Source organism: Streptomyces aureoversilis, from assembly GCF_042657885.1.
GTDB classification, from domain to species: domain Bacteria; phylum Actinomycetota; class Actinomycetes; order Streptomycetales; family Streptomycetaceae; genus Streptomyces; species Streptomyces aureoversilis.
This window is the reverse complement of the sequence record NZ_JBHSKJ010000004.1, coordinates 374,920-395,269: the sequence shown is the minus strand read 5'-3', so window position 1 is coordinate 395,269 and position 20,350 is coordinate 374,920. Positions and strand designations below refer to the sequence as shown.

Genomic DNA, 20,350 nt, shown 5'->3' with positions numbered 1-20,350 from the left:
GCCATGGCCGTCACCGCATCCCCTCCCGCCACCCGTCCGTCGGCGGCCGCCTCCCGGACGGGCGCGGCCGCGGTGACGGCCGCTCTGGTCCTCCTCGTCGCGGGCCTCGCGCTCGTCGACATCACCCAAGGCACCGCCTCCGTCGGCGCGCCCGAAGTCTGGAAGGCGCTCACCGGCCGGGCCGACCCCGCCGACGCCTCCGTCGTCGTCTCCTCCCGGCTGCCCAGAATGACCGCCGGACTGCTCGTCGGGGCCGTGCTCGGCATGGCGGGCGCCGCCCTGCAGGCGGTCAGCCGCAACGTCCTCGCCTCGCCCGACACCCTCGCCGTCAACGCCGGCTCCTACCTTGCCCTCGGCCTGGCCGCGGCCACCGGCGTCTCGCTCCCGCTGTTCGCCTCGTCCGCCGTCGCGTTCGCCGGCGGCCTCGTCGCGGCGGCCATCGTGCTCAGCCTGTCCGGCCTGGGCGCGGGCAGCGTCCGGCTCGTCCTCGCGGGCAGCTCCCTCACCCTGGGGCTCACCGCCGTCACCGAGGGACTGCTCCTGCTGTTCCCCCGGCAGACGGAGGGCCTCTTCCAGTGGAACCAGGGCAGCATCTCCCAGAACGGGTTCGACGGCGTCCTGCAGATGGCGCCGGTCGCCCTCGCCGGCCTCATCGGGCTGCTCCTCGTCGCCCGCCGGGTCGACGCCCTGGCCCTCGGTGACGACGCCGCCCGCGGCGTCGGCGTCCCCGTCCGCGCCACCCGGATCACCGTGGTCGTGCTCGCGGCGCTGCTCTCCACGGCGGCCGTCACGCTCGCCGGGCCCATCGGCTTCGTCGGCCTGTGCGCCCCCGCCCTCATCCGCCCCCTCGCCCGCAGGGTCCGCGCGTTCACCCGGGCGCGCGCGAGCCTTCCGGTCACCGGCCTGGCCGGTGCCGTGCTCGTCCTCGGCTCGGACGTGCTCCTGCGCACCGTCGTGCCGGCGGACGTCGCGGTCGCCGTACCGACGGGCGTCGCCACCAACCTCGTCGGCGCCGTGTTCCTCATCGTGATGGCCACCCGGGTCCGGGACACCGCGGGAGCCACCGCCTCCGAACGGCTGCGCCTCAGGAGCAGGGCCGTCTTCCTCACCACCACGGCCGCCCTGGTGGTCGTACTCGTCGGCGTCACCGTCGCCGCCGTGCTGCTGGGCGACAGCAAGCTGCTGCTCGGTGACGTGGTGAACTGGGCCCAGGGCAGGGCGGGCCGCACCGTCGGCTTCATCCTCGACACCCGCGTGCCCCGGGTCCTCGCGGCGCTCCTCGCCGGCGCGGCCCTCGCCCTGTCCGGGACGCTCGTCCAGGCCGTCACCCGCAACCCGCTCGCGGAGCCCGGCACCCTGGGCGTCTCCAACGCGGCCGCGCTCGGCGCCGTCATCCTCGTGACGACGGTGCCGTCGGTCGGCTCGTGGAGCCTCGCCGGCGCCGCCTTCGCGGGCTCCGCGATCGGTGCCGTCGTCGTCTTCGGACTCGCCGCGCGAGGCGGGTTCCGGCAGAACCGGCTCGTCCTCGTCGGCTTCGGCATGGCCACCGGGACCTCCGCACTGATCAGCATGCTCATCGTCCTCACCGACCCGTTCAACGCGACGAAGGCCCTCACCTGGCTGTCGGGCTCCACCTACGGGCGAACGCTCCCGGACGTCGTACCGCTCGCCGCCGTGCTCACCGTGGGGCTGTTCGTCGCGGTGCTGCGCCGCACCGAGCTCGACCTCGTATCGCTCGACGAGGACACCCCCAGGCTCCTGGGGCTCGATCTGGCGCGGGGCCGCCTGGGCTTCCTCGCGCTGAGCGTCCTGCTCAGCGCCACCGCCGTGGCCGCCGCGGGCACGATCGGCTTCGTCGGCCTCGTGGCACCGCACGCGGCCCGGGCCCTGGTGGGCCGTCAGCACGCGAGGGTCGTTCCGGTCGCCGTGCTCCTGGGCGCCCTGCTCGTCTGCGTCGCGGACCTGCTGGGCCGTACCGTCATCGCACCGGCCCAGCTGGGCGCCGGCCTGATGACCGCGGTGATCGGCACGCCGTACTTCCTCCACCTGCTGATGCGAGGCCGCCGCCAGGGCACGTAGGACACGTACGCCACCACCAGCGGAACGGCGCCGGGGAGCCCGAAAAGGGTTCCCCGGCGCCTGCTTTCCGGAAGAACGCAGGGCGCCCGACTAGACCGGGCGGGCCCGGGCCCAGGTGCGGTCCTCGGTGAGGTAGCCGTCGACCACGAGCCCCGCCTGCGCCAAGGCGCGCTCGAACTCCTCGTCCGTCAAGGGACAGGACAGGAACGTCTGGGTCCACCGCGCGTCCGGGAAGACGCACTCGACGTGGACGGACCGTACGCCGGGACGCACCGGATCGGAGGACACCACGCGGATCAGCCCGCCTTCGATCTCCCGCTCCTTCGGCAGGTCCTCGTGCCGGTCCGCGGCCTCCCGCTGGATCAGCACGCAGCCGTCGTCCGCGACATGCCGCCGGCACGCCCGCAGCAGCCCGTCGCGTACCCCGGGGCCGGCCGCATGGACCAGGAACGAGGCCAGCAGCACGACGTCGAAGCGTTCGTCGAGCTCCAGGGTCTCGATCGGGCTGCAGACGGTACGCGCACCGTGGATGTGCTCAAGCATCTCGGGCGATTCGTCCACAGCCGTCACCGTGAAACCTCTGCGGAGCAGAGGCCGCGTGATGCGGCCCGGCCCACAGCCCAGCTCCAGGACGCCGGCCCCGGCCGGGGCGGCACGTTCGACGATGTCGGGCTCGTCGCCCACCGGAAGCCGCAGGTACAGCTCGACCGGGCACCCGTCCGGGGTGATGGCCCCCGGGCCGCTCCCCGTGTATCCCTCGCGCACTGTGTGAGTCATAAATCCATCGGAACACGAGGGGAAGGGCGGGGGAAGAGCACGTCGCCGGGGCCGGGGGCCGCCCATGCGGAGGCGGGGGATCCGGAAGCCGGGATTCGGGGGCCGGGTCCGTAGAGTGCGGCCGTGGAAGAGATCCCCCCGTTCGAGTACGACGAAGGCCTGAGCGCCGTGCAGCGCGAGTTCGCCGACGTTCTCGCCGCCCGCGCGAACTCCTGGCCCGTGGACCCGCTCAGCACCGTCCTGCTGCCTCCTCCCCACACCCCGTACCGTCAGCTCCTGGTCTATGTGGACATCGACGATCCCGAACGCAACCAGGGCGTTCTGACCGTCGGCGCGCACTTCGACGGCGCCACCGTCCGCGCGGACAAGCTCCACAACCAGAACTTCACGCTCCCCGAGGCCGCGACCGGGTTCACCTTCGCAGCCACCGGCGGCCCGACGGAGGCGGCGAACCGTACGGCCGACTGGTTCGAGGCGGTCCTCGCGCGCCCTCTGGTCCGTTGCGAATGGCTGCACGCGGGGCGGACGTACGCCGTCCGCTACGAGTACGCCGACACGGGCCGGGGCCTGAGCGAGGGCTTCGAGGACGCACTCGCACCTCCCGCTCTACGGGAACGCCTGGTTGCCGAGGGCGTCGTCCGGGGGAGGGGACGGATCAACGGGGCCGGTTTGGGTGAACCGGACCGGGTCGTGCAGGTGAGAGGCAGGCCGCTCGCCGCGTAGGGCCTTCAGCGCAGTGTCTTCTTCAGATGGCCGCGCAGCTGGACGGCGTGGAACACCTCGAACACGCCCATGACCAGGAGGAAGATTCCCGTCACGACGGTCAGCGCGGCGATCGACCCGAAGGGCAGGTCGATCATCAGGATGCCGGCGACGACGTTGAGGAGGCCGACGAACACCTGCCAGCCCCGTGCCGGCAGATCCCTCGCCGAGAGTGCCACCCCCGTCAGCACCACCCCGCGCAGCAGCCAGCCGAAGCCGATCCACAGGGCGAGCAGCAGGACCGACTGCGCGGGGCCCCGGAAGGACACCAGCCCGAGCAGTACGCACAGGCCGCCGCTGACGAAGCCCAGGGCGCGCAGGGTGCCGGGAATGTGGGCGGCGAAGGCCCCGACGAGCTGCAGGACGCCGATCGCCAGCAGATACAGGCCGAAGAGGACGCCGACGACCATGAGCGAGGCTTCGGGCCATGCGAGCACGATGGCTCCCAGGGCCATCGCGGCGATGCCCGCGCCCAGCAGCGCCTGCCAGCCGGCGTACGCCAAGAGGCCGAGGCCCCCGGGGAGGCCATGGGGTTCGTGGAGCTCGTGGAATTCACGGTATGAGGAAGTCATGGCATCGCATCCCTCTTGATCTTCCTCCGTCCAGGTTCGCACACGTGCCCGACGGCGACAACGCGGGGAGACGGCGGCCCGGCCGCAGGCGTACGGCGTCCCCTCCTGCCACTGCCGGGCCTCGAAGCCCCGGTGAGCCGGGCGCGGGCGCGGGCCGAGGGCTCGGGGTTCTCCCGAACCGGCCGGCCGTGCTTCAGCGGGCCAGCCCGGCGGCGACCTCGGCGTTCGGGAGCCGGGCCAGGAGCGCACCGGGGAGGATCAGCTTGCTCCGGCGCACGCCGCTGCCGACGAGGACGTACGGAGCGGCGGCGACGGCCTCGTCGACGAGCAGGGGCCAGTCCTCCGGCAGCCCGACGGGGGTGATCCCGCCGTACTCCATGCCGGTCTCCGCCACGGCCGTGTCCATCGGCGCGAAGGACGCCTTGCGGGCGCCGAGACGCTTGCGCACCGCCGAGTTGACGTCGACGCGGGTGTTCGCGAGGGCGACGCACGCCGCGTGGGTCACCGCCTGGCCGCGTTTGGCGGCGACGACGACACAGTTCGCCGAGAGCTCCAGCGGGACGTCGTACGCCTCGCTGAAGGCCGCCGTATCGGCCACCTCCGGGTCGGTGTCGACGACCAGCACGGACTCCACGAGCCCGGCGTCGCCGCACTTCTCGAGCGCCATGGCCACGGACTTCGCGAGCAGGTCGGGTCGGCTGACGGCCGGCCAGCACTCGTCGAAGCGGCCGAAGGGAGCGGTCGGCGAAGAATGGATCACGGGGTCATCGTAGGCCGCGTGCCGGGCGGCGGCCCGCGCCGGGCGCCCGGCATGGGACCGCCAGGGCTCCCTCCGGGTCGCGCTGTGCCATCGGCGCGCCGGGGAGGCCGGGGAAGGCTTCGCCGGCGGCGTGCAACTCGCGGACGATGCGACGGCTCTAGGCCCGCTGTCGTTCCCGGAGGACGGCGATCGTGTGCAGACACCAGTCGCGGTTGCCTTCTTCGAAGGCCAGGCCGCGCCGGCAGGTCAGATAGGGGCCGATGCGGTCACCGTGACGCAGGAAGTCCTCCTCCGTCCGGTCGCCGCGCATGTCGCGCAGCAGTTTCGTGAACAGGTCGGCCTTGGCCCGGGCGAAGGCGGCGCGTTCGGTGAGCTGTGCGATCACGGGCTCGGCGTCGACGTGGTCGGCGGCCTGGACCTTGACCAGCAGGTCGTCGCGGATGAGGGAGGGCTTGGCGCTGGTGGCGGCGAACCGGGCCAGTTCCGCCCGGCCGCCTTCGGTGACGTGGAACAGGCGCTTGTTGGGGCGGTTCTCCTGGACCACTTCCCTGCCGGTGATGAGTCCGTCCTTCTCCAGACGGCTCAGCTCGGCGTAGAGCTGCTGCGGCTGGGCGTGCCAGAAGTTCGCCACGCCGAGGTCGAAGGACTTGGCCAGCTGGTAGCCGCTGAGCTCTCCCTCAAGCAGGGCCGCCAGCACGGCGTGCCGTAGTGCCATCGAGTGACCTCCTCCATGCGCTTCTGCCGTTCGCCTGCCGTTCGCCGCCGGATTCTGCCCATCGTAGTCATGAGAATGACTAGTCCTATGCATGGCTATGCGCATGGGTCGCGGTCCGGGTTCCGCTACCAGTTGCGCGCGGCTTCAGATCGCCGGCAAGCTCGCCGCGATGAGCGAGCTGCGGGAGCCGGTGCGGCTGGAGGACGTGCAGGCTGCTCACCCTGGCCCTGGAGGCGCGCCGAGGAGGCCCAGGCCGGCTTCGCCGAGAGGGCCGAGTGGGTGCTGCAGGATCGCCTCACTGCTGCCGGCGTACGGGTCCAGGAGGGCGAGCCGTGGGCGCCGAACGTCGTGGTCGACCGCAACCTGGTCACCGGCCAGAACCCGGCGTTCTTCCGCCCTCCTCGCCGCCGAACTCCTCAAGAAGCCGGTCTGACCCGGTGCCGTGACCCACCCGGCTCGGCGCGTTGAGGGTGCCGTGGGCGCCGAGCCGGGTGGGGGAGGGGCGATCGCAGGTCGCGGACTGCACGGGCGCCCCCGCGTCAGCAGGTGGTTACGGCTGGACCTCGGTCGGCTTTTCGGCGCGCAGGTCGCTGACGAAGCCGTCCTTGGCCACGCGCATCCAGTAGCCGTGCGCCCGGACGTCGGCGGGGATGCCGGAGCTGCGCTCCAGCTTGCGGTCCATCGAGGTGGTGCCGCTCTGGGCGTCCCGCTGGAAGGTGTAGGGGTGCCAGATGCCGATCTCGCTGCTGTAGAAGGGCTTGCGCTCCATCAGCATGACCTGGTCGGGGCTGCCCTGCGCCGGGGTCCAGTTGACGCGGACGGTGGCGGCGTCGAGGCGGTCGATCGACGTCACCGCCGGCGCCTTCGGGATCACCGAGGAGGCGGCGGGCTTGATGTCGTTGCTGCGGATCGTCCGCGGCACGGACGGGTCGTAACCGTCCGGGTTGTCCAGCTTCCCCGTGACGCGGAGCGCGGTGGGAGCCTGGCTCTGTCCGCCCGCGCACGCGTCGACCTGGACGACCGCGCGCCACTGGCCGGAGAACCTCACGAAGTCCTCCTTCTGGAGCGGCATCTCGCGGACGGTGCCGCCTATGACCGCGCTCACGGAGTAGACGTAGCGGGAGTCGTCGTCGCGGACCACCTGGTAGCTGCACCGGTCCACGGCCGCGGCGCGCGCGGTGATCGCCGCCTGGAGCGAGGGCGTCTTGGCGGCGGATCCGGCGGCGGGGGCCGACGAAGCCGCCGTTGCGACGCTTGCACCCGAGGCGAGGGCCCCGAGGCTCAGCGCGCACGTGGCGACGGCTGTGGCGATACGAGAAGGCATGGCATCCTCCGGTGGCATCCAACGGCTCCTGGGAGCCGACGATTAGGACGATCAGATCGCGTGCTGAGCCGCCCGCGGCCGCCTGAGTGACCTGGGCACGGATACGTCTCCGGCGCGGGACCTCCGGCCGCGGGTCGGCCTTGATCGGCATCACCGACCAGGACTGGACGCTACCGGCAGCCGATGGTCAAAAAGAAGTCAAAGAACTGTAATGCTCGTAACAGGGCCGGGCTTCTGGCCGGTTGAGGCGTCCGGCGGGTCGAGGTCGTTGCGCTCGCGCGTCAGCCCCAGCGCAGCCACGTCCAGAGCAGCAGCATCCCGCAGACCGCGACGAGGAGCTGGTTGGTCAGCCTGGGCTGCGGGCTCTGCTTTCCGAACAACTTCTCGTCCTCGAACGCCTTCCGCACTTCCTTACCGCGTCCGACGAGGCCGAGAGGAAACGCGAGCGTTGCCGTGGAATACATGGACAGCGCTGTTCCGAGGTCATGCCCCCTCAGTTTGGCGGCCGCCCCCAGGAAAACCACTCCGAGGAGAGGGATGCAGGCCACTTTGACTTTGGAATCCCGCGTGGGCGCGATAGGCACGCAGACGGCCAGGAGCAGCACTGTCACGATAGAGGCGATGATCCACCACGTGCCTATCGAGATGTGCGGAGGGTGCAACGTCATCTCCTTGACCGCCATTTCGGCGGATTGCTTGTCCGGGCCGGTTGATGGCCTTCTTCGCCTGCTTTCCTCCGACTGTACTATCCCGGAAGTCAGCGGTGATCGGTGCGCCTGCGCGCTTTGGGCGCGGCTGCGGGAATCGACGGGCGACCGGCCTCCGATCGGGGCCGGCCGTACGAAGCCGCCGCCGATCGGGGGTAATCGGGGGAACGCACCCGTGCCGTGCCGATGGAGTGCCACCCCGGTACAGAGCGCTTTCCGGCCAGCAGAGGTAATGACTCGGCCAAGCCCGTGAGCAGTCATACCGGCGCCTTCTTGGCGTGCACCCGCTGCGGCAAAATGCGCGATGTCACTGGCAATTGCGGGCTGTGTGGCCCCACCTCGTTCCGCGCGGAACGGCTCCGGGGTCCCGCGGTGCCACCGCTACGGGGGTGTGGTCTTGGCAGTGCTGTCCTTACCGATACGGCGCATGCGAGTACTGCGGCGGCAGGGGACGACCGAGGTGGGATCGGGCCTGCAGCGGGCCCAATCCTTCATGATCGTGGCCACTTTGCTCTACCGGGCGAGCCATCTGACCGTGGGCGTCCTCGCCGTCGTCCATCGCCGGTCGCACCTTCCCCTGCAGTACGTGGGATTCGCCGTGGCCCTTGGCGTCAGCGTGCTCGTCTACGGCACGGCTCTGCGGCGCGGCTGGTTCGACCGGCGGCACATCTGGGCGGACGTCCTCGTGACCGGGTGCGTGCTGCCCCTGGCCCTGTGCGCCTGGGGCGGGGTGCGCGAGCCCGCCACGATCGGCTGGGCGATGCTGCTCGGCGGGTCGGCGAGCGCCGTCGCGGCCATCGCCCTCGAACGGCTCCAGGCCCTCGCCGTGGTCGCGCTCCTCGTGGTGACCCACCTCATCGGCTACCAGGCGGTGGACGCGAGCCCCGCCGTGATCGTCGGCCATCTCAACTCGCTGGTGTCGTCGGCGATATTGACCTGGGCCTTCAGGTGGTACCTGCTCCGCCAAGGACGCCTCCTCGACCAGGCCAACGCCCGAGCGCTGGCAGCCGAGGCGCACAAGGCCCGCTACGCCGAGCGGCTGGAACACCACCGGGCGCTGCACGACACCGTCCTCGCCACGCTCACCACCCTGGCGTCCGGTGGGATCGACGCCAACGCCCCCGAGGTGAGGGAACGTTGCGCCCGCGAGGCCGCGTACCTGCGCCGGCTGATCCAGCAGACCGCCGACGAGGTCCACCACCGGGAGATCGGCACGGCCCTGGAGGAGGCGGTCGGCTCCGTCGAGAGCCTTCAGCTCCGTGTCACCGCCCAGTACCACGACCTGCCGCAGGTGCCGCCCGAGGTCGCCGCGGCTCTCGGCGACGCCGTGCGGGAGGCGCTCAACAACGTACGGCGGCACGCGGGCACCGGACACGCGTACCTCACCGCGACCGGGGACCCGGACGGGGGAGGGGGTGCCGTCGTCACCGTCGTCGACCGGGGGCCGGGATTCGACCCCGAGCGGTACGAGCCCGGCCTCGGGCTGAGCGGTTCGGTCCACGGCCGGATGGCGGAGGTGGGGGGCCGCGCCGTCGTGGACACCGCCCCCGGCGAGGGCGTGCGCGTGGAGCTGAGATGGCCCGGGTGATCACTGTCGCGGTGGTCGACGACGACCGGATGCTCCTGGACGGCCTGCGGGCCTGGCTGGGCAGGGTACCGGAGCTGCGGCTCGTGGCGACCGCCGCCACCGTCGGGGAGCTCCTCGGCGCACCGGACGCGCACCTTCCATGCGACGGTCACCGGCCGCACGGCGCGCACCCTCCCCACGACCCGCACGTTCCGCACGACCCTCACCTCCCGCACGACCCTCACCTCCCGCACGACCCGGACCTTCCGCACGCCCCTCACTTCCCCTGCGACACGCGCCTTCCGTACGGTTCCGGCGGGTCCGGGTACACCCCGGCCGACGTCGTCCTCCTCGACCTCCTCCTGCGGGACGGTTCCGTCCCCACCGACAACATCCGGCGGCTGCTGCGCACCGGCAGCCGCGTTCTGATGATCAGCACGGTGCCGGACCGCTCCGCGATCATCGAGTCGATCCGGGCAGGCGCCGACGGCTACCTGACCAAGGACCACGATCTGCCGACGCTCGTCGCCGCCGTCAAGGACCTCGCGGAGGGCCGCAGCGCCCACTCCGCGGAACTCGCCTTCGCCTGCGCCTACGACAACAGCCCCGCCCGCCCCAGGCTCTCGCCCCGGGAGCGGCAGATCCTGCTCGACTACGCCTCCGGAATGACCCTCAAGTCCGCAGCCCGGCGCGCGGGCATCACGATCCACACCGCCAAGGACTACCTGGACCGGGTCAAGGCCAAGTACCAGCAGGCGGGCCGCCCCACGTACACCAAGCTCGACCTGGCCCGGCGAGTGCGGGAGGACAGCCTCGAAGGGAGCTGACCACCCGGCGCAAGCCCCCCAAACAGACGGCTTCAGAGGCGCTCGCGCCCTTCATAACGTCATCCCCGGGCGGCGCCTCGGACGGCCCGCCGGGAGGGGGACGAGCCGGTGTCCGAATGCTGGCCGACGTTGCCGGACGACGCTTGTACGGCCTGTACTGCCCGCACTGCCTGTACCGCCGCGGAACCGGGAGGCGGCCCGGACACGGGGCTAGGGGAACTCATCGGCCGCGAAACCGAGATGGGAAGGGTCGTGGCCCTGCTGGCCGCCGCCCGGTCCGGGCGGGGCGGCGCGCTCGTCGTCACCGGCGAGCCCGGCGTCGGCAAGACCCGGCTCGCTGCCGAGGCCCTCGCCGTGGCGGCCGAGGCGGACATGGTCGCGGTAGGGGGACGGGCCGCCACGGTGGGCTCGCCCGTCCCGTACCGGCCCCTGGTCGAAGCGCTGCTCCTGCTGGCCCGCGCCGGCCTGCTCCCGGACCCGGACGAGCTGGGCGGCTACGGGCCGGTCCTGGCCCGGTTGCTGGGCGACACCCAGGACGGCGCGGGCCCCGGCACGGGCGGCCCTGGCACGGCGTCGCCCATCGTGGTCGCCGAAACGACGCTGCGCCTGCTCGCCGTCGTCGGAGGGCAACGGGGCTGCCTGCTCGTCCTCGACGACCTGCACGACGCCGACGCCGGGACGCTGGCGGTCGTCGAGTACCTCCTGGACCACATCGGCCACCAGCCGGCCGTGCTCCTGCTCATCGCGGGGCACGGACCCTGTGAGGCGGCCGACCTGGCCGCGCGGGCGCGTCAGCGCGGGGCCGCGGAGGTTCTCGGCCTGCGTCCCCTCAGCCGCCCCGACGTGCGCCTGCTCGTCGCGACCGAGCTGGGCATCGCCCCGGCGGACGTCTGCCCCGAACTCGTCGAGCGCGTCGTGGCCGGCAGCGCCGGGATCCCGTTCGTGGTCAAGGAGCTCGTCCACGACCTCGCCGGCGGCCCATCCCTCCACGCCGCCCGTACGCCGCCCGTCCCCTCCACCGTCGCGGACGACGTCAGACGCCGGGCCGGGAAGCTCGGCCCGCTCGGCGCGGAGTTCCTCGGCATGGCGGCCCTGTTCGGTCAGCGCTTCCCGCTGCCGGTGCTGGAGCACGCGATCGGCCGTGACCACGGGGAGTCGTCCGCGATCCTGCGCGCCGCGGTCGCGTCGTGCCTGATCACGCCGGACGGCCCGGGCACGCAGTGGTACACCTTCCGCTACCGGGCGGCGGCCGAGGCCGTGCTGGACGGTCTCGGGCCGGGCGAGCGTGCCGGGTACGCGCGGCGGGCGGTGCACGCCCTGACCGCTCTCCACCCCGGGCTCCCCGGATCCTGGTGCGCACATGCCGCCCGGCTGCACGAGCACGCCGGCGACACCCGGGAGGCCGTCCGCCTGTACTGCGAGGCGGCCGGGCGGGCGATGCGCGAGGGAACGGTGGAACGGGCGGCGGTGCTGCTGGCCCGGGCCCACCGCCATCTCGGGCCCGGCACCGCACCCGAAGTACGTGCCACGACGCTGGAGGAGTTGCTGGACGCCGTCGTGTGCTCGGGGCGATTCGACCTGCTGCCTGCGCCGGCCTCCGTTATGGAGAGCCTGGACACCTTGGACACCTTGGATGCCCTGGACGGTGACGGCGACCAAGGCAGCGACGGCGCCACCGGCGACGAGCACGCCGTACCCGCCCGGCGCCGCGCCGCGCTCCACGCCCGCCTGAGCGACATCGCCGCCCTGAGGGGCCGTCCCGCGGAAGCCCTGCGGCACCTGGAAACCGCCCGGAGGCTGCTCGGGAGCCACCCGACCGATGACCACGCCACCCTGGTGGACATCGCCGGGGCCCGCGTGGAGCTGAGCCGGCCGGCCCCCGACCGGCTCCGCACCGCCGCCCGGTTGACCCACCGGGCCCTGGACACCGCCCAGCGCGCCGGACTGCCGGACCGGGCGTGCACGGCGCTGCTGCTGCTCGGCCAGCTGGCCCGGGAACGGGACGAACTGCTGGCGACAACCCACTTCGGACAGGCTCGTGCGATCGCCCTCGCTCACCGGCTCCCCGTGCACCGCATGTCCGCCGAGGTGCACCTGGCCGCTGCCGCGGCGAGTCTCGACGGCCGGCCGGAGCGAGTCGAGCAGACCCGGCAGGAGGCCCTGCGGATGGGCCTGCGACCGCTGGCGCACGAAGCCGGCTTCGTCCTCGAGCTGGAGCGGATCCGGCGCTGCGAGTTCACGGCGGCCCGGGACCGGATCCGCGAGGGGGCCGCCGATGCGGAACGCCGGGGACTGGTCCGCTCCCTGGCCATGCTGCGGCTCGCCGAGGCCGTACGGTGCGCCCACCAGGGCAGGCGGACCGAAATGGAGGAGGCGCTGGAGCGACTGGCTCCGCTCGTCGACGCCGCACCCGGCGTAAGAGCCATGTCGTACGGGCCGGCGCGGGCGTTCTGCTCGCTGCTGGAAGAGCGGCACGACGCAGCCGGGCAGGAGTTCGCGCAGGCTCTCGCCTACGACGCCGAGAACCCCGCCACCGGCGACTTCGGCAAACACGGCATCATTCTGCTGCTCGGCGTCCTGGCCGGACGCATGGGCCGGAGGCACTACGCCGGCGTCATGGAGACGAGCGCCGGCGGCACCCGCTGGAACCACCAGTTCACCGGCCTGGCCCACGCCGTGCTGCTCGGCCGGGAAGGCCGCTGCGACGAGGCGACGGCCGCCGCGGGCAGGGCCCTGGAGGCGGCCGCACCCTACCCGACGGCGCGCCGCCTGTGTCTGCGCCTGGTCGCGCAGGCGGCGTACGAGGACGGCTGGGGCGCGCCGGTCGAGTGGTTGCGCGAGGCGGAGGAGTACTTCCACGGTGCCGGCCTCCGGGCGGTCGCCGGTGCGAGCCGGGCCCTGCTGCGCGGAATGGGCGCTTCGGTCCGGCAGCGGCGTACGGGCACGGAGCAGGTGCCGCCGGAACTGCGCCGCTGCGGCATCACCGTCCGCGAGTTCGAGGTGGCCCGGCTGGTCGCCGAGCGGATCGCCAACAAGGACATCGCCGGACGTCTGCACATCTCGCCGCGCACCGTCGAGAAGCACGTGTCGAGCCTCCTCCAGAAGACCGGCCACCCGAACCGTAGAGCGTTCGCCACCGCCACCCGCGACCTGGTTCCGTAAGGCTCGCCGCCCGAAGGCCCCGTTTCCGTGCCACCTCCCCGGGGGCCTGGCCCGGGGAGGCCTAGGGGAGCGCGGCGGCCCCGGCCAGGGTCACCACCCGGTCGAAGCGGCCGTCGAGCTCCTCGTCCCCGTGGTGCACGACGAGCAGGGCGCGCCCCTCGGTCCGCTCGCGCAGCATCCGGAGCACCAGCGCCTTGCCGTGCTCGTCGAGGTTCGCGAACGGCTCGTCGGCGAGGTACGCGTCCGCGTCCTCGCACAGGAGCGCGGCGACTCCGGCCCGCTGGCGCTGGCCGGAGGACAGCTCCGAGGGCAGCTGGTCGGCCGGCCCGTCCAGGTCCATCGCGGCGCGGAGCCGCTCGTCGGGGACCAGGTCGCGCACGGGCAGCGGGGGCAGGTTCACCGGTGCGGTCAGGCTCGCCACCCTGGGCGGCAGGGTGACCGACCCGGCATCGGGGGCGAGCGTTCCGGAGATGATGCGCAGGAGCGTGGTCTTTCCGCAGCCGTTGGGGCCGCGGAGCAGCACGTGCTCGCCGGCGCGCAGCTCGAAGCCGTCGATCGACACCTCGGCCTCGACGCCGTACCCGACCCGGGCCCCGTGGACCCGCACCAGGGCTCCTTCGTCGTGGTACGGACGCTCCCGGGAGTCCCGCAGCGACTCGATCCGCCTGAGGACGGCGGTGCTCCGGCGGGCCTGCGGGATCATGTTGACGAGGTCGAACATCCCGGTCACCGCCCGCCACAGCGAGTTCACGAAGGCGAGGAAGCTGCCGAACGACATCCGCCCGGAGAAGACGAAGAAGGCCCCGACGACCATCGACGCGGTGTCCGACAGGTTCATGACCAGGTCGCTGAGGGTGCGCTGCCTCTGGGACAGGCGGAAGTTGACGAAGGTGATGCCGAGGAATCCGCGCAACGCCTCCTGGTTCGCCGCGCGGGTGCCCGGCAGCAGCGACGGCAGACCGCGCAGCGCGGGGAAGGCCTCCAGCGTCCGGGTCAGCACGTTGACGTACCGCGCCTCCGCCTCGCGTTCGGGCCCGGTGTTCTTCTCGATCCGCTTGCCCAGCCGGTTGCTCACGAGCACCAGCGGCGGCACGATCACCAGCAGGATGAGGCTCGCCTGCCAGGACAGGTACACCAGCACCCCCAGGAAGACGCCCGACGTGACCGCTTGGCGCGCGATGCGGAGGGAGACGTCGACGGCCGGCAGGACGCCCTGGGAGACGTCGTTGTGGATGCGGCTGACGTACGAGGCATTCCCCGCCTCCGACACCTTGCGGCCGTCCAGGCCGAGCGTGCGGCCCAGCAGCTCCGACTCCAGCACCAGCGTGAACGCGTTCTCGAACCGCTTGCGGCGGCAGGCGATCCAGTACCCGGTGCCGTTGAGGGTCAGCCCCAGCAGGAGGTAGCCGAGGCCGAGGACGAGGAACCGCCCGAAGTCGGCGGTCAGGATCGCCTGGTCGAACAGGGCCTTCAGCAGCAGTGGATGCAGCAGGGCCTCCAGTCCGCTCGTGCCGGCCTCGGCGACGAGGATCACCACGTACGGAGCCCGGTGGCCCCGCAGGGTGCGCCAGAGCTGCTTCACCGCCCGGCCTCGTCCAGCAGGAAGTCGGCCGGGCCTCCGGTGTTCACGCGGTGGAGCACCCGCAGCACGCCCGCCGAGCCGGTCAGGTAGTCGGTGGAGCAGCGCAGCAGCCCCTCGCCGGGAAGGCCCAGAAGGGTCCGGCCGTCCTCGCGCGGCAGCGCGAAGCGTTCGGCGGGCTCGAACAGGAAGACCCTCCGGACGAAGTTGAGCTGCCGCAGTGCCGTATCGCGGTACGAGCGGTCGCCGGTGAACTCCGCCGCGTCCAGCAGGGCGTCCGCGACCCCGCTCATGCCGAAGCCGTACCCCGGCAGCACCGCGTACCTGACGTCCAGGCCGCGCAGGACCGCGCGTGCCGCGTCGTGGTCCCCGTAGCGCAGCAGCACCTGCGCCACGCCCGCGGATCCCACCTCGACGTACGGCTCCATGGTCCCTTCGTGCTCGAACATGATCGGGCCGTCGCCGTCGCCGTCGCCGTCGCCGTCGCCGTCGCCGTCGATGGGCTTGGCGTGGGCCATCTCCCAGGCGAGCGCCTCCCGCCCGAGCCGCAGATAGTGCTCCTCTCCCGTGACCTGGTGTATGCGCAGCAGGAACATCGCGACACCGGCCTGCCCGAAGCCCAGGCCGGTCAGCGGCCCCTTGGCGGAGAATTCGTTCAGCCAGTGGGCGCGCCCGCCGTCTCGCCGCGCCGTGTCGCAGAGCACGCGCGCGCACTCCTGGGCCGCGGCCAGATCGCGCGGGTCCTGGCCGTGAAGGAAGAAGCGGAGGTTCGTCATCCCCACGCCGGCGAGGCCGTAGTAGAAGGTGTGGTCGCCCTTCTCCACCGCGCGCCGGTTGGCCTGGGCCAGCAGCTCCCTGGCCTGTGTCCCGAGTCCGAGCGAACCGGCGGCCCAGGCGATGCCGGACAGGCCGTTCATGAGGCCGTCCGGGTACTGCGCCACGTCGATGCCCGCCAGCTTCTCGCTCAGCCAGTCGTGCCATTCGGGCCGGATCGCGATGCCGGAGGCGTTCAGCGCCCACAGGACGCCGCTCGCCCCGAAGCCGAGGCTCAGCGGGTTGGTGACGTGGGCGAAGGGGTCCACGGGGAAGAGGGTGTTCCGGCCGGGGTCCGCGACGGCCTCGACGAACGCGGCCACCCCCGCCTCCGCGTCCACCAGCCCCAGCCGCTCCTCGACGACCGGGCGCGGCGGTGCGGCCTCGACCCGGCGGAGCAGGTCCGCCTCGTCCTCCAGGGCCTCCAGCACGCCGGTGAGGCCGATGCGGTTGCGGGCGAGGTCGGTGATCAGCCGGTGAACCCGCTCCGGCCAGCCCAGGCCCTCGGTGATGAAGATCCGGTACAGGTCGAGGACGTCCTCGCGCAGGTACGACATCGCCGCGATCGGGAAGACGAAGTACGCCATGGTGGACGCGAGGGCGTACCGGTCGCCTTCCGGCCCGTACGCCTTGAAGCGGTTGCGGGAGAGGCTGAACCCCGGCGTGTACAGCTCGACGGGCTTGTTCAGGTCTGCTGTGCCGGCACCGGTGCCGGCCAGCCGGCAGGCCTCCAGGTCGACGATGGTCACCTCGTGGGTGTCCGGGTCGATGAGCAGGTTCGCGGCGGTGAAGTCGGCGAGGATCACACCGCGGTCGTGCGCGGCCCGGATCGCGCGCGCCAGCCCGCGGAAGACGGCGAGGAAGAGCCGCAGGTACGCGCGCGACCGCTCGACGTCGAACCCCGGTCGCGCGAGAGGGTTGTGTTCGAGCAGCACCGAGCGCATGTCGGTGCGGTCGATGAACTCCTCGGCGATGTAGTGGTGCTCCCAGTGGCGGAACCTCGCGACCGGAGCGGGGAACGCACCGACGTCGGCCAGCCGGTTCAGGAACATCCACTCGCGGTCGAGGATGTCCACCGCGTCGTGGTCCTGGCGGGGGTTGAGGTTGGTGTACGGGCGGGCTTCCTTGAGCACCACCGGCCGGTCGTCGTTCGCCGTGTCCTCGGCGGTGTACACGCCGCCGCTGTTGGAGAACTGGAGCGCTCCGGTCACCCGGAAGCGGCCGCCGAGCAGGCCGTCCCCGTCATCCGCCTCGTCCTCGCCGGCGGGCTTCCAGTCGCCGAACGGCCAGGGCGCCCAGTCCGGGTGGGCGTACCCCGGGCGCCGGTCGTCCGGGACGGGGCCGTCCGGTCCGAGGATCCGTGGCAGGCGCCGCCCGAGGACGTCGACGGTGTGGGTGTCGAGGAACTGGCCGTAGCGGAAGTAGAGCGCCTTGCTGTCCCGGTAGCGCAGGTCCGACAGGACGTAGGCCCCCTCCATGCCCTCCAGGAGGCGGGCCAGGCCGGCCAGGCACGCCCTGAACTCGTCGTCATCGTGCGGGTAGACGGTGACGAGCTTGCCGCCGCTGCCCCGGGACATGGCCTTGGAGTTGAGCATCTCGAACACGTTGAGGTCGAGAGCGATCTTGAAGTCGACCGCGTGCTCCGTCAGGTACCCGATCACCGAGGCGGCGACCTCGCGCACATGGCGGTGGCCCGACGACACGTGGATCTTCCAGCCTTGCGCCGGCAGGTCCGGGGCGTGCCGGTGACTCCACCAGATGCCGCTGCGGACGAACCGGGCCCGTACCTTCTCGTCGAGCCCGGAGAGGAAGTGGTCCGCGCTCGGCTCGTAGAAGACGTCGAGCGGGTCGAAGAACAGCGTGTCGTTCCACGCGAAGAGGAAGCGGTAGACCCATCGTTCGTTGCGCATGTCAGCCTCTGTGATCCTGCGAGGGCCGCGGGCGCAGCGGCCGGTGGGAACGGCGGAGTCCGTGCGGAGGCTCGGCACACCCCCGCACGGATCCGTCAGGTCACTCCGGGGTACCCGGGTCTTCCATGGACCTGCAGCAGTTGCTGCCGCTGCTCGTCAGGCTGACGGTGGCAGCGGCGCTCTGCGTGGTGCGGGCCTCCATGTTCTGCAGCTTGAGGACGCTCATCCGGATCACCTCCTCGGAGGGTCGAGTGCGCGGGACGCGCGGCTGAAGTCGGTGGTGCACCGGCCGATCGGCACGCCTCACTCAACGCCATCCGCGTCACCCGTACATGGGTGCTGCCCGCGCATCATCACGCCCCGCGCCCCCACGGAAGGCCTGCCCTTCCGGTGGGGCGAATGGTGGTGGTCACCACGCCTGCACAGACAGGTGGAGGGGTTCTCCCGCCGGAGCGGGAGAACCCCTCCACCCAGTGCTCTTCAGGGGGTGACGACGTCCGTCAGCCGAAACACCCGAGCGTCTCGTCGAAGCCCGCGCAGTGCCACTTGCCCCACCAGTAGCAGCCCTCGCCCGTCACCTTCAGGCACTTGTTGTCGCCGAAGATGCCCACGGTGAGCTTGCCCCAGACGACTCCCAGGCGCTTCTCCCAGCTGACGCTGTTCATCTTGGAGGTGAGGTGGAAGCCTTCCGACCAGATCACCTTGCCGGAGAGCTTGATTCCCACTTCGGCGCGGGCGGTCCACTCGCTGCCGCCGCTGAACTCGAGGCCGCCGTAGACACTGATGGGGCCGATGACCTGGAACTCCCAGGGCTCCCACCTGTCGGTCTCGCCGGACACCGACTTGATGATCGTGGGTGGCTCGACGCCCTCGGCCTCGAAGCGCTGGGCCTCCGAGATGAAGTGCTGTTTCACCTCCTCGGCGGTGGTGGCGGGCTCGTCGTCCTTCTTCCGTTCGTTGATGGCCCGGGCCAATTGGTCCCAGACACCGGGGTCGATTCCTTGGAGTCCGGTAGCGGGATCGGTTGCCATGGTCCCTTTCCCTCCGCGGTAGGTGGTGCCACGCGCCAGGCGTGTGTACTGCACACCTGCCCGGATCGGCCGATGCAAGCCTCGGACGTCATCCATTCACAACAAAGCATGAAGATTCGCTCATGAGTGTGCGGCGCGAAGGGTTGATCTCTTCGCTCTTCATGCCCCGGTCACACTCCGGCGCGGCCGTACGCGTCGGGGCGCCCCCGCAATCTCATGCGCCACGGATCACGCGGCCGGGACGTGGTCCGGCAGGCCGGCAGGCACCCGCATCTCACCCGTGCGGGACGACGGCGACGGGGCAGGCCGCGTGGTGCAGCGCCGTGTGGCTGACGCGGCCGAGGTGCAGTCCCCGGTGGTCATGCCGCCGGGAGGCGCCCAGCACCAGCAGGTCGGCGTCGGCCGACGGCTGGAGCAGCGCCTTGTGGGCGGGTCCTTCGACGACCGTGCGCCGGATCGTGACCTGGGGATACTCGCTCTGTGCCGCGTCGAGCACCTCCTCCAGGACGTCGGTGGCCTGCTCCGCGTAGACGCGTGCGCTCTCGTCCAGGACCGTGAGCGGGTCCGTGGGCTGTTGCGGCGCGCGCCAGGCCCGTACGGCCTCGACCTCGCATCCGCGCCCTTCGGCCTCGCGCAGGGCGAAGCGCACGGCGGTGGCCGCCTCCTCCCCTTCCTCGACCCCGACGACGACCTTGTGGGCCGTGCCGCGTATGTTGCGCTCCTCTCCGCGGACGACCGTGACCGGGCAGTGCGCGCGGCCCGCCACGGCGAGACTCACCGATCCCAGCAGCATTCCTCTGAGCACTCCCCGCCCCGAGGAACCGGTGACCAGCGCGGCTGCCTTCCGTGACTCGTCCACGAGCGCATCCGCAGCGTCGCGCGGTACCGTCACCGCATCCACCTGCACGTCCGGGTGCAGCTGTCCGGCGCGCTGCCGGGCGACGGCGATGACGCGCTCCGTCATGAGCTCGTCCGCGGGCCGTTCATCATTGAACGACGGCACGGGTCCTTCGTAGCGCTCCCACAGCGAGGCGTGGACGACGCGCAAGGAAAGCCCGAAGCGAGCGGCTTCCTCCACCGCCCAGGCGAGTGCCACGAGGCTGCCGTCGGAGCCGTCGACACCGACGACCAGAGGAAACTCCATCACTTCCACCGCCTCGCGCCGAAAGGGTTCCGTTCCTTCCCTTCCATGATCCTGCTTTACCGGTGATTGCGTCACAGGCCGCCCGGCGACCCCCGCCTCCCCACGCCGCGTGAGGTTCGAACCCGCCCGCGCAGGGCGTGCGGGGAACCCCACCTCCGCACGCCCGGGCCACCGGCTTCCGAGGGCGCGGTTCCGAGCCCACTATCAGGGCGAAGGCTGAAAACGAGAGAGGGAAACCCGTGAAATCGAGGAACTTCCGCCTCGCCCCGGCGGTGGCGGTGGCCACCGCGGGACTGCTGTTCGCCGGCGCGGCGGGGACGGCCGTCGCGGCTCCGTCGGACGAATCCCCGCCCCCGGCGAGCAGCGCCCCGAGCGAGGAGGCGCAGACCGACTGGAAGCCGGGCGCCTGGTACGACGACGAGGCGGCCTGCAAGAAGGCCGGCGAGCAGGGCAAGAAGGACAACAAGTGGCGTGAGTACCGCTGCAAGCGCGAGGAAAAGCACCCGGGCCAGTACGACCACCAGTGGCATCTGTACTACCGCGCTTAGCAGAGCGGAACGGCCGGTACGGCGCCGTGCCCTCCAGGTGACGCCTGGAGGGACGTGCGGCCCGGGCGGTGCC

General features: G+C 72.0%; 17 protein-coding genes and 1 pseudogene. 7 read left to right on the top strand and 11 right to left on the bottom strand.

The annotated features are described in order from the left end of the window. The first annotated feature begins 3 nt into the window (after positions 1-3). The gene (locus tag ACFPP6_RS09595) at positions 4-2,079 is read left to right on the top strand and encodes an iron ABC transporter permease (protein WP_382039085.1); all 2,076 of its coding nucleotides are present in this window, start codon (positions 4-6) and stop codon (positions 2,077-2,079) included. 90 nt (positions 2,080-2,169) lie between these two features. On the opposite strand, the gene ACFPP6_RS09590 is transcribed toward ACFPP6_RS09595, so the two are convergent. Next, positions 2,170-2,856 (bottom strand): class I SAM-dependent methyltransferase, encoded by a 687-nt coding sequence (locus ACFPP6_RS09590; protein ID WP_382039083.1) that lies wholly within the window; start codon positions 2,854-2,856, stop codon positions 2,170-2,172. A 123-nt stretch (positions 2,857-2,979) separates the two neighbouring features. Between ACFPP6_RS09590 and ACFPP6_RS09585 the strand changes: the two genes are divergently transcribed. Then, positions 2,980-3,579: a hypothetical protein gene (locus ACFPP6_RS09585; RefSeq protein WP_382039081.1), complete on the top strand. Its 600-nt coding sequence runs from the start codon at positions 2,980-2,982 to the stop codon at positions 3,577-3,579. Positions 3,580-3,584: 5 nt separating this feature from the next. On the opposite strand, the gene ACFPP6_RS09580 is transcribed toward ACFPP6_RS09585, so the two are convergent. The 3 genes from ACFPP6_RS09580 to ACFPP6_RS09570 form a co-directional block, all read right to left on the bottom strand. Then, the gene (locus ACFPP6_RS09580; protein ID WP_382039080.1) at positions 3,585-4,190 is read right to left on the bottom strand and encodes an HdeD family acid-resistance protein; all 606 of its coding nucleotides are present in this window, start codon (positions 4,188-4,190) and stop codon (positions 3,585-3,587) included. A 193-nt stretch (positions 4,191-4,383) separates the two neighbouring features. Then, positions 4,384-4,947 carry a YbaK/EbsC family protein gene (locus ACFPP6_RS09575; protein ID WP_382039246.1) on the bottom strand — a complete coding sequence of 188 codons (564 nt, stop codon included), beginning with the start codon at positions 4,945-4,947 and terminating at the stop codon, positions 4,384-4,386. A 160-nt stretch (positions 4,948-5,107) separates the two neighbouring features. Next, the gene (locus ACFPP6_RS09570) at positions 5,108-5,665 is read right to left on the bottom strand and encodes a PadR family transcriptional regulator (RefSeq protein WP_382039078.1); all 558 of its coding nucleotides are present in this window, start codon (positions 5,663-5,665) and stop codon (positions 5,108-5,110) included. A 177-nt stretch (positions 5,666-5,842) separates the two neighbouring features. Between ACFPP6_RS09570 and ACFPP6_RS09565 the strand changes: the two are divergent. Beyond that, positions 5,843-6,098 (top strand): annotated as a pseudogene (locus tag ACFPP6_RS09565) (type 1 glutamine amidotransferase domain-containing protein); the annotation flags it as partial. A 117-nt stretch (positions 6,099-6,215) separates the two neighbouring features. Here ACFPP6_RS09565 and ACFPP6_RS09560 read toward each other — a convergent pair. Beyond that, the gene (locus ACFPP6_RS09560; protein ID WP_382039076.1) at positions 6,216-6,989 is read right to left on the bottom strand and encodes a hypothetical protein; all 774 of its coding nucleotides are present in this window, start codon (positions 6,987-6,989) and stop codon (positions 6,216-6,218) included. Positions 6,990-7,270: 281 nt separating this feature from the next. Beyond that, on the bottom strand, positions 7,271-7,672 hold the full coding sequence (locus ACFPP6_RS09555) for a hypothetical protein (RefSeq protein ID WP_382039074.1): 402 nt from the start codon (positions 7,670-7,672) through the stop codon (positions 7,271-7,273). Between the two features lie 451 nt (positions 7,673-8,123). Between ACFPP6_RS09555 and ACFPP6_RS09550 the strand changes: the two genes are divergently transcribed. The 3 genes from ACFPP6_RS09550 (at position 8,124) to ACFPP6_RS09540 (ending at position 13,252) form a co-directional block, all read left to right on the top strand. Further along, positions 8,124-9,284 (top strand): sensor histidine kinase, encoded by a 1,161-nt coding sequence (locus ACFPP6_RS09550; RefSeq protein WP_382039072.1) that lies wholly within the window; start codon positions 8,124-8,126, stop codon positions 9,282-9,284. Further along, positions 9,281-10,090, top strand: coding sequence for a transcriptional regulator (locus tag ACFPP6_RS09545; RefSeq protein WP_382039070.1), 810 nt, complete (start codon positions 9,281-9,283; stop codon positions 10,088-10,090). The genes ACFPP6_RS09550 and ACFPP6_RS09545 overlap by 4 nt, the downstream gene beginning before the upstream one ends. 108 nt (positions 10,091-10,198) lie before the next feature. After that, entirely contained in the window at positions 10,199-13,252 is a 3,054-nt protein-coding gene (locus ACFPP6_RS09540) for an AAA family ATPase (RefSeq protein WP_382039068.1), read from the top strand. Between the two features lie 61 nt (positions 13,253-13,313). On the opposite strand, the gene ACFPP6_RS09535 is transcribed toward ACFPP6_RS09540, so the two are convergent. The 5 genes from ACFPP6_RS09535 to ACFPP6_RS09515 form a co-directional block, all read right to left on the bottom strand. Next, positions 13,314-14,834 (bottom strand): ATP-binding cassette domain-containing protein, encoded by a 1,521-nt coding sequence (locus ACFPP6_RS09535; RefSeq protein WP_382039066.1) that lies wholly within the window; start codon positions 14,832-14,834, stop codon positions 13,314-13,316. Beyond that, positions 14,831-17,554 carry a class III lanthionine synthetase LanKC gene (gene lanKC, locus ACFPP6_RS09530; RefSeq protein ID WP_382039064.1) on the bottom strand — a complete coding sequence of 908 codons (2,724 nt, stop codon included), beginning with the start codon at positions 17,552-17,554 and terminating at the stop codon, positions 14,831-14,833. Before lanKC ends, ACFPP6_RS09535 begins: the two co-directional genes overlap by 4 nt. A gap of 100 nt (positions 17,555-17,654) precedes the next feature. Continuing rightward, a complete protein-coding gene (locus ACFPP6_RS09525) occupies positions 17,655-17,780 on the bottom strand; it encodes a class III lanthipeptide (RefSeq protein WP_206329663.1) in 126 nt (41 codons plus the stop codon). 274 nt (positions 17,781-18,054) lie between these two features. Continuing rightward, entirely contained in the window at positions 18,055-18,585 is a 531-nt protein-coding gene (locus tag ACFPP6_RS09520; RefSeq protein ID WP_382039062.1) for a hypothetical protein, read from the bottom strand. A gap of 274 nt (positions 18,586-18,859) precedes the next feature. Further along, positions 18,860-19,729, bottom strand: a complete 870-nt coding sequence (locus ACFPP6_RS09515) for a universal stress protein (protein WP_382039060.1) — start codon at positions 19,727-19,729, stop codon at positions 18,860-18,862. A gap of 239 nt (positions 19,730-19,968) precedes the next feature. On the opposite strand from ACFPP6_RS09515, the gene ACFPP6_RS09510 reads away from it, so the two are divergent. Continuing rightward, the gene (locus tag ACFPP6_RS09510) at positions 19,969-20,277 is read left to right on the top strand and encodes a hypothetical protein (protein WP_382039058.1); all 309 of its coding nucleotides are present in this window, start codon (positions 19,969-19,971) and stop codon (positions 20,275-20,277) included. Positions 20,278-20,350 lie beyond the last annotated feature (73 nt).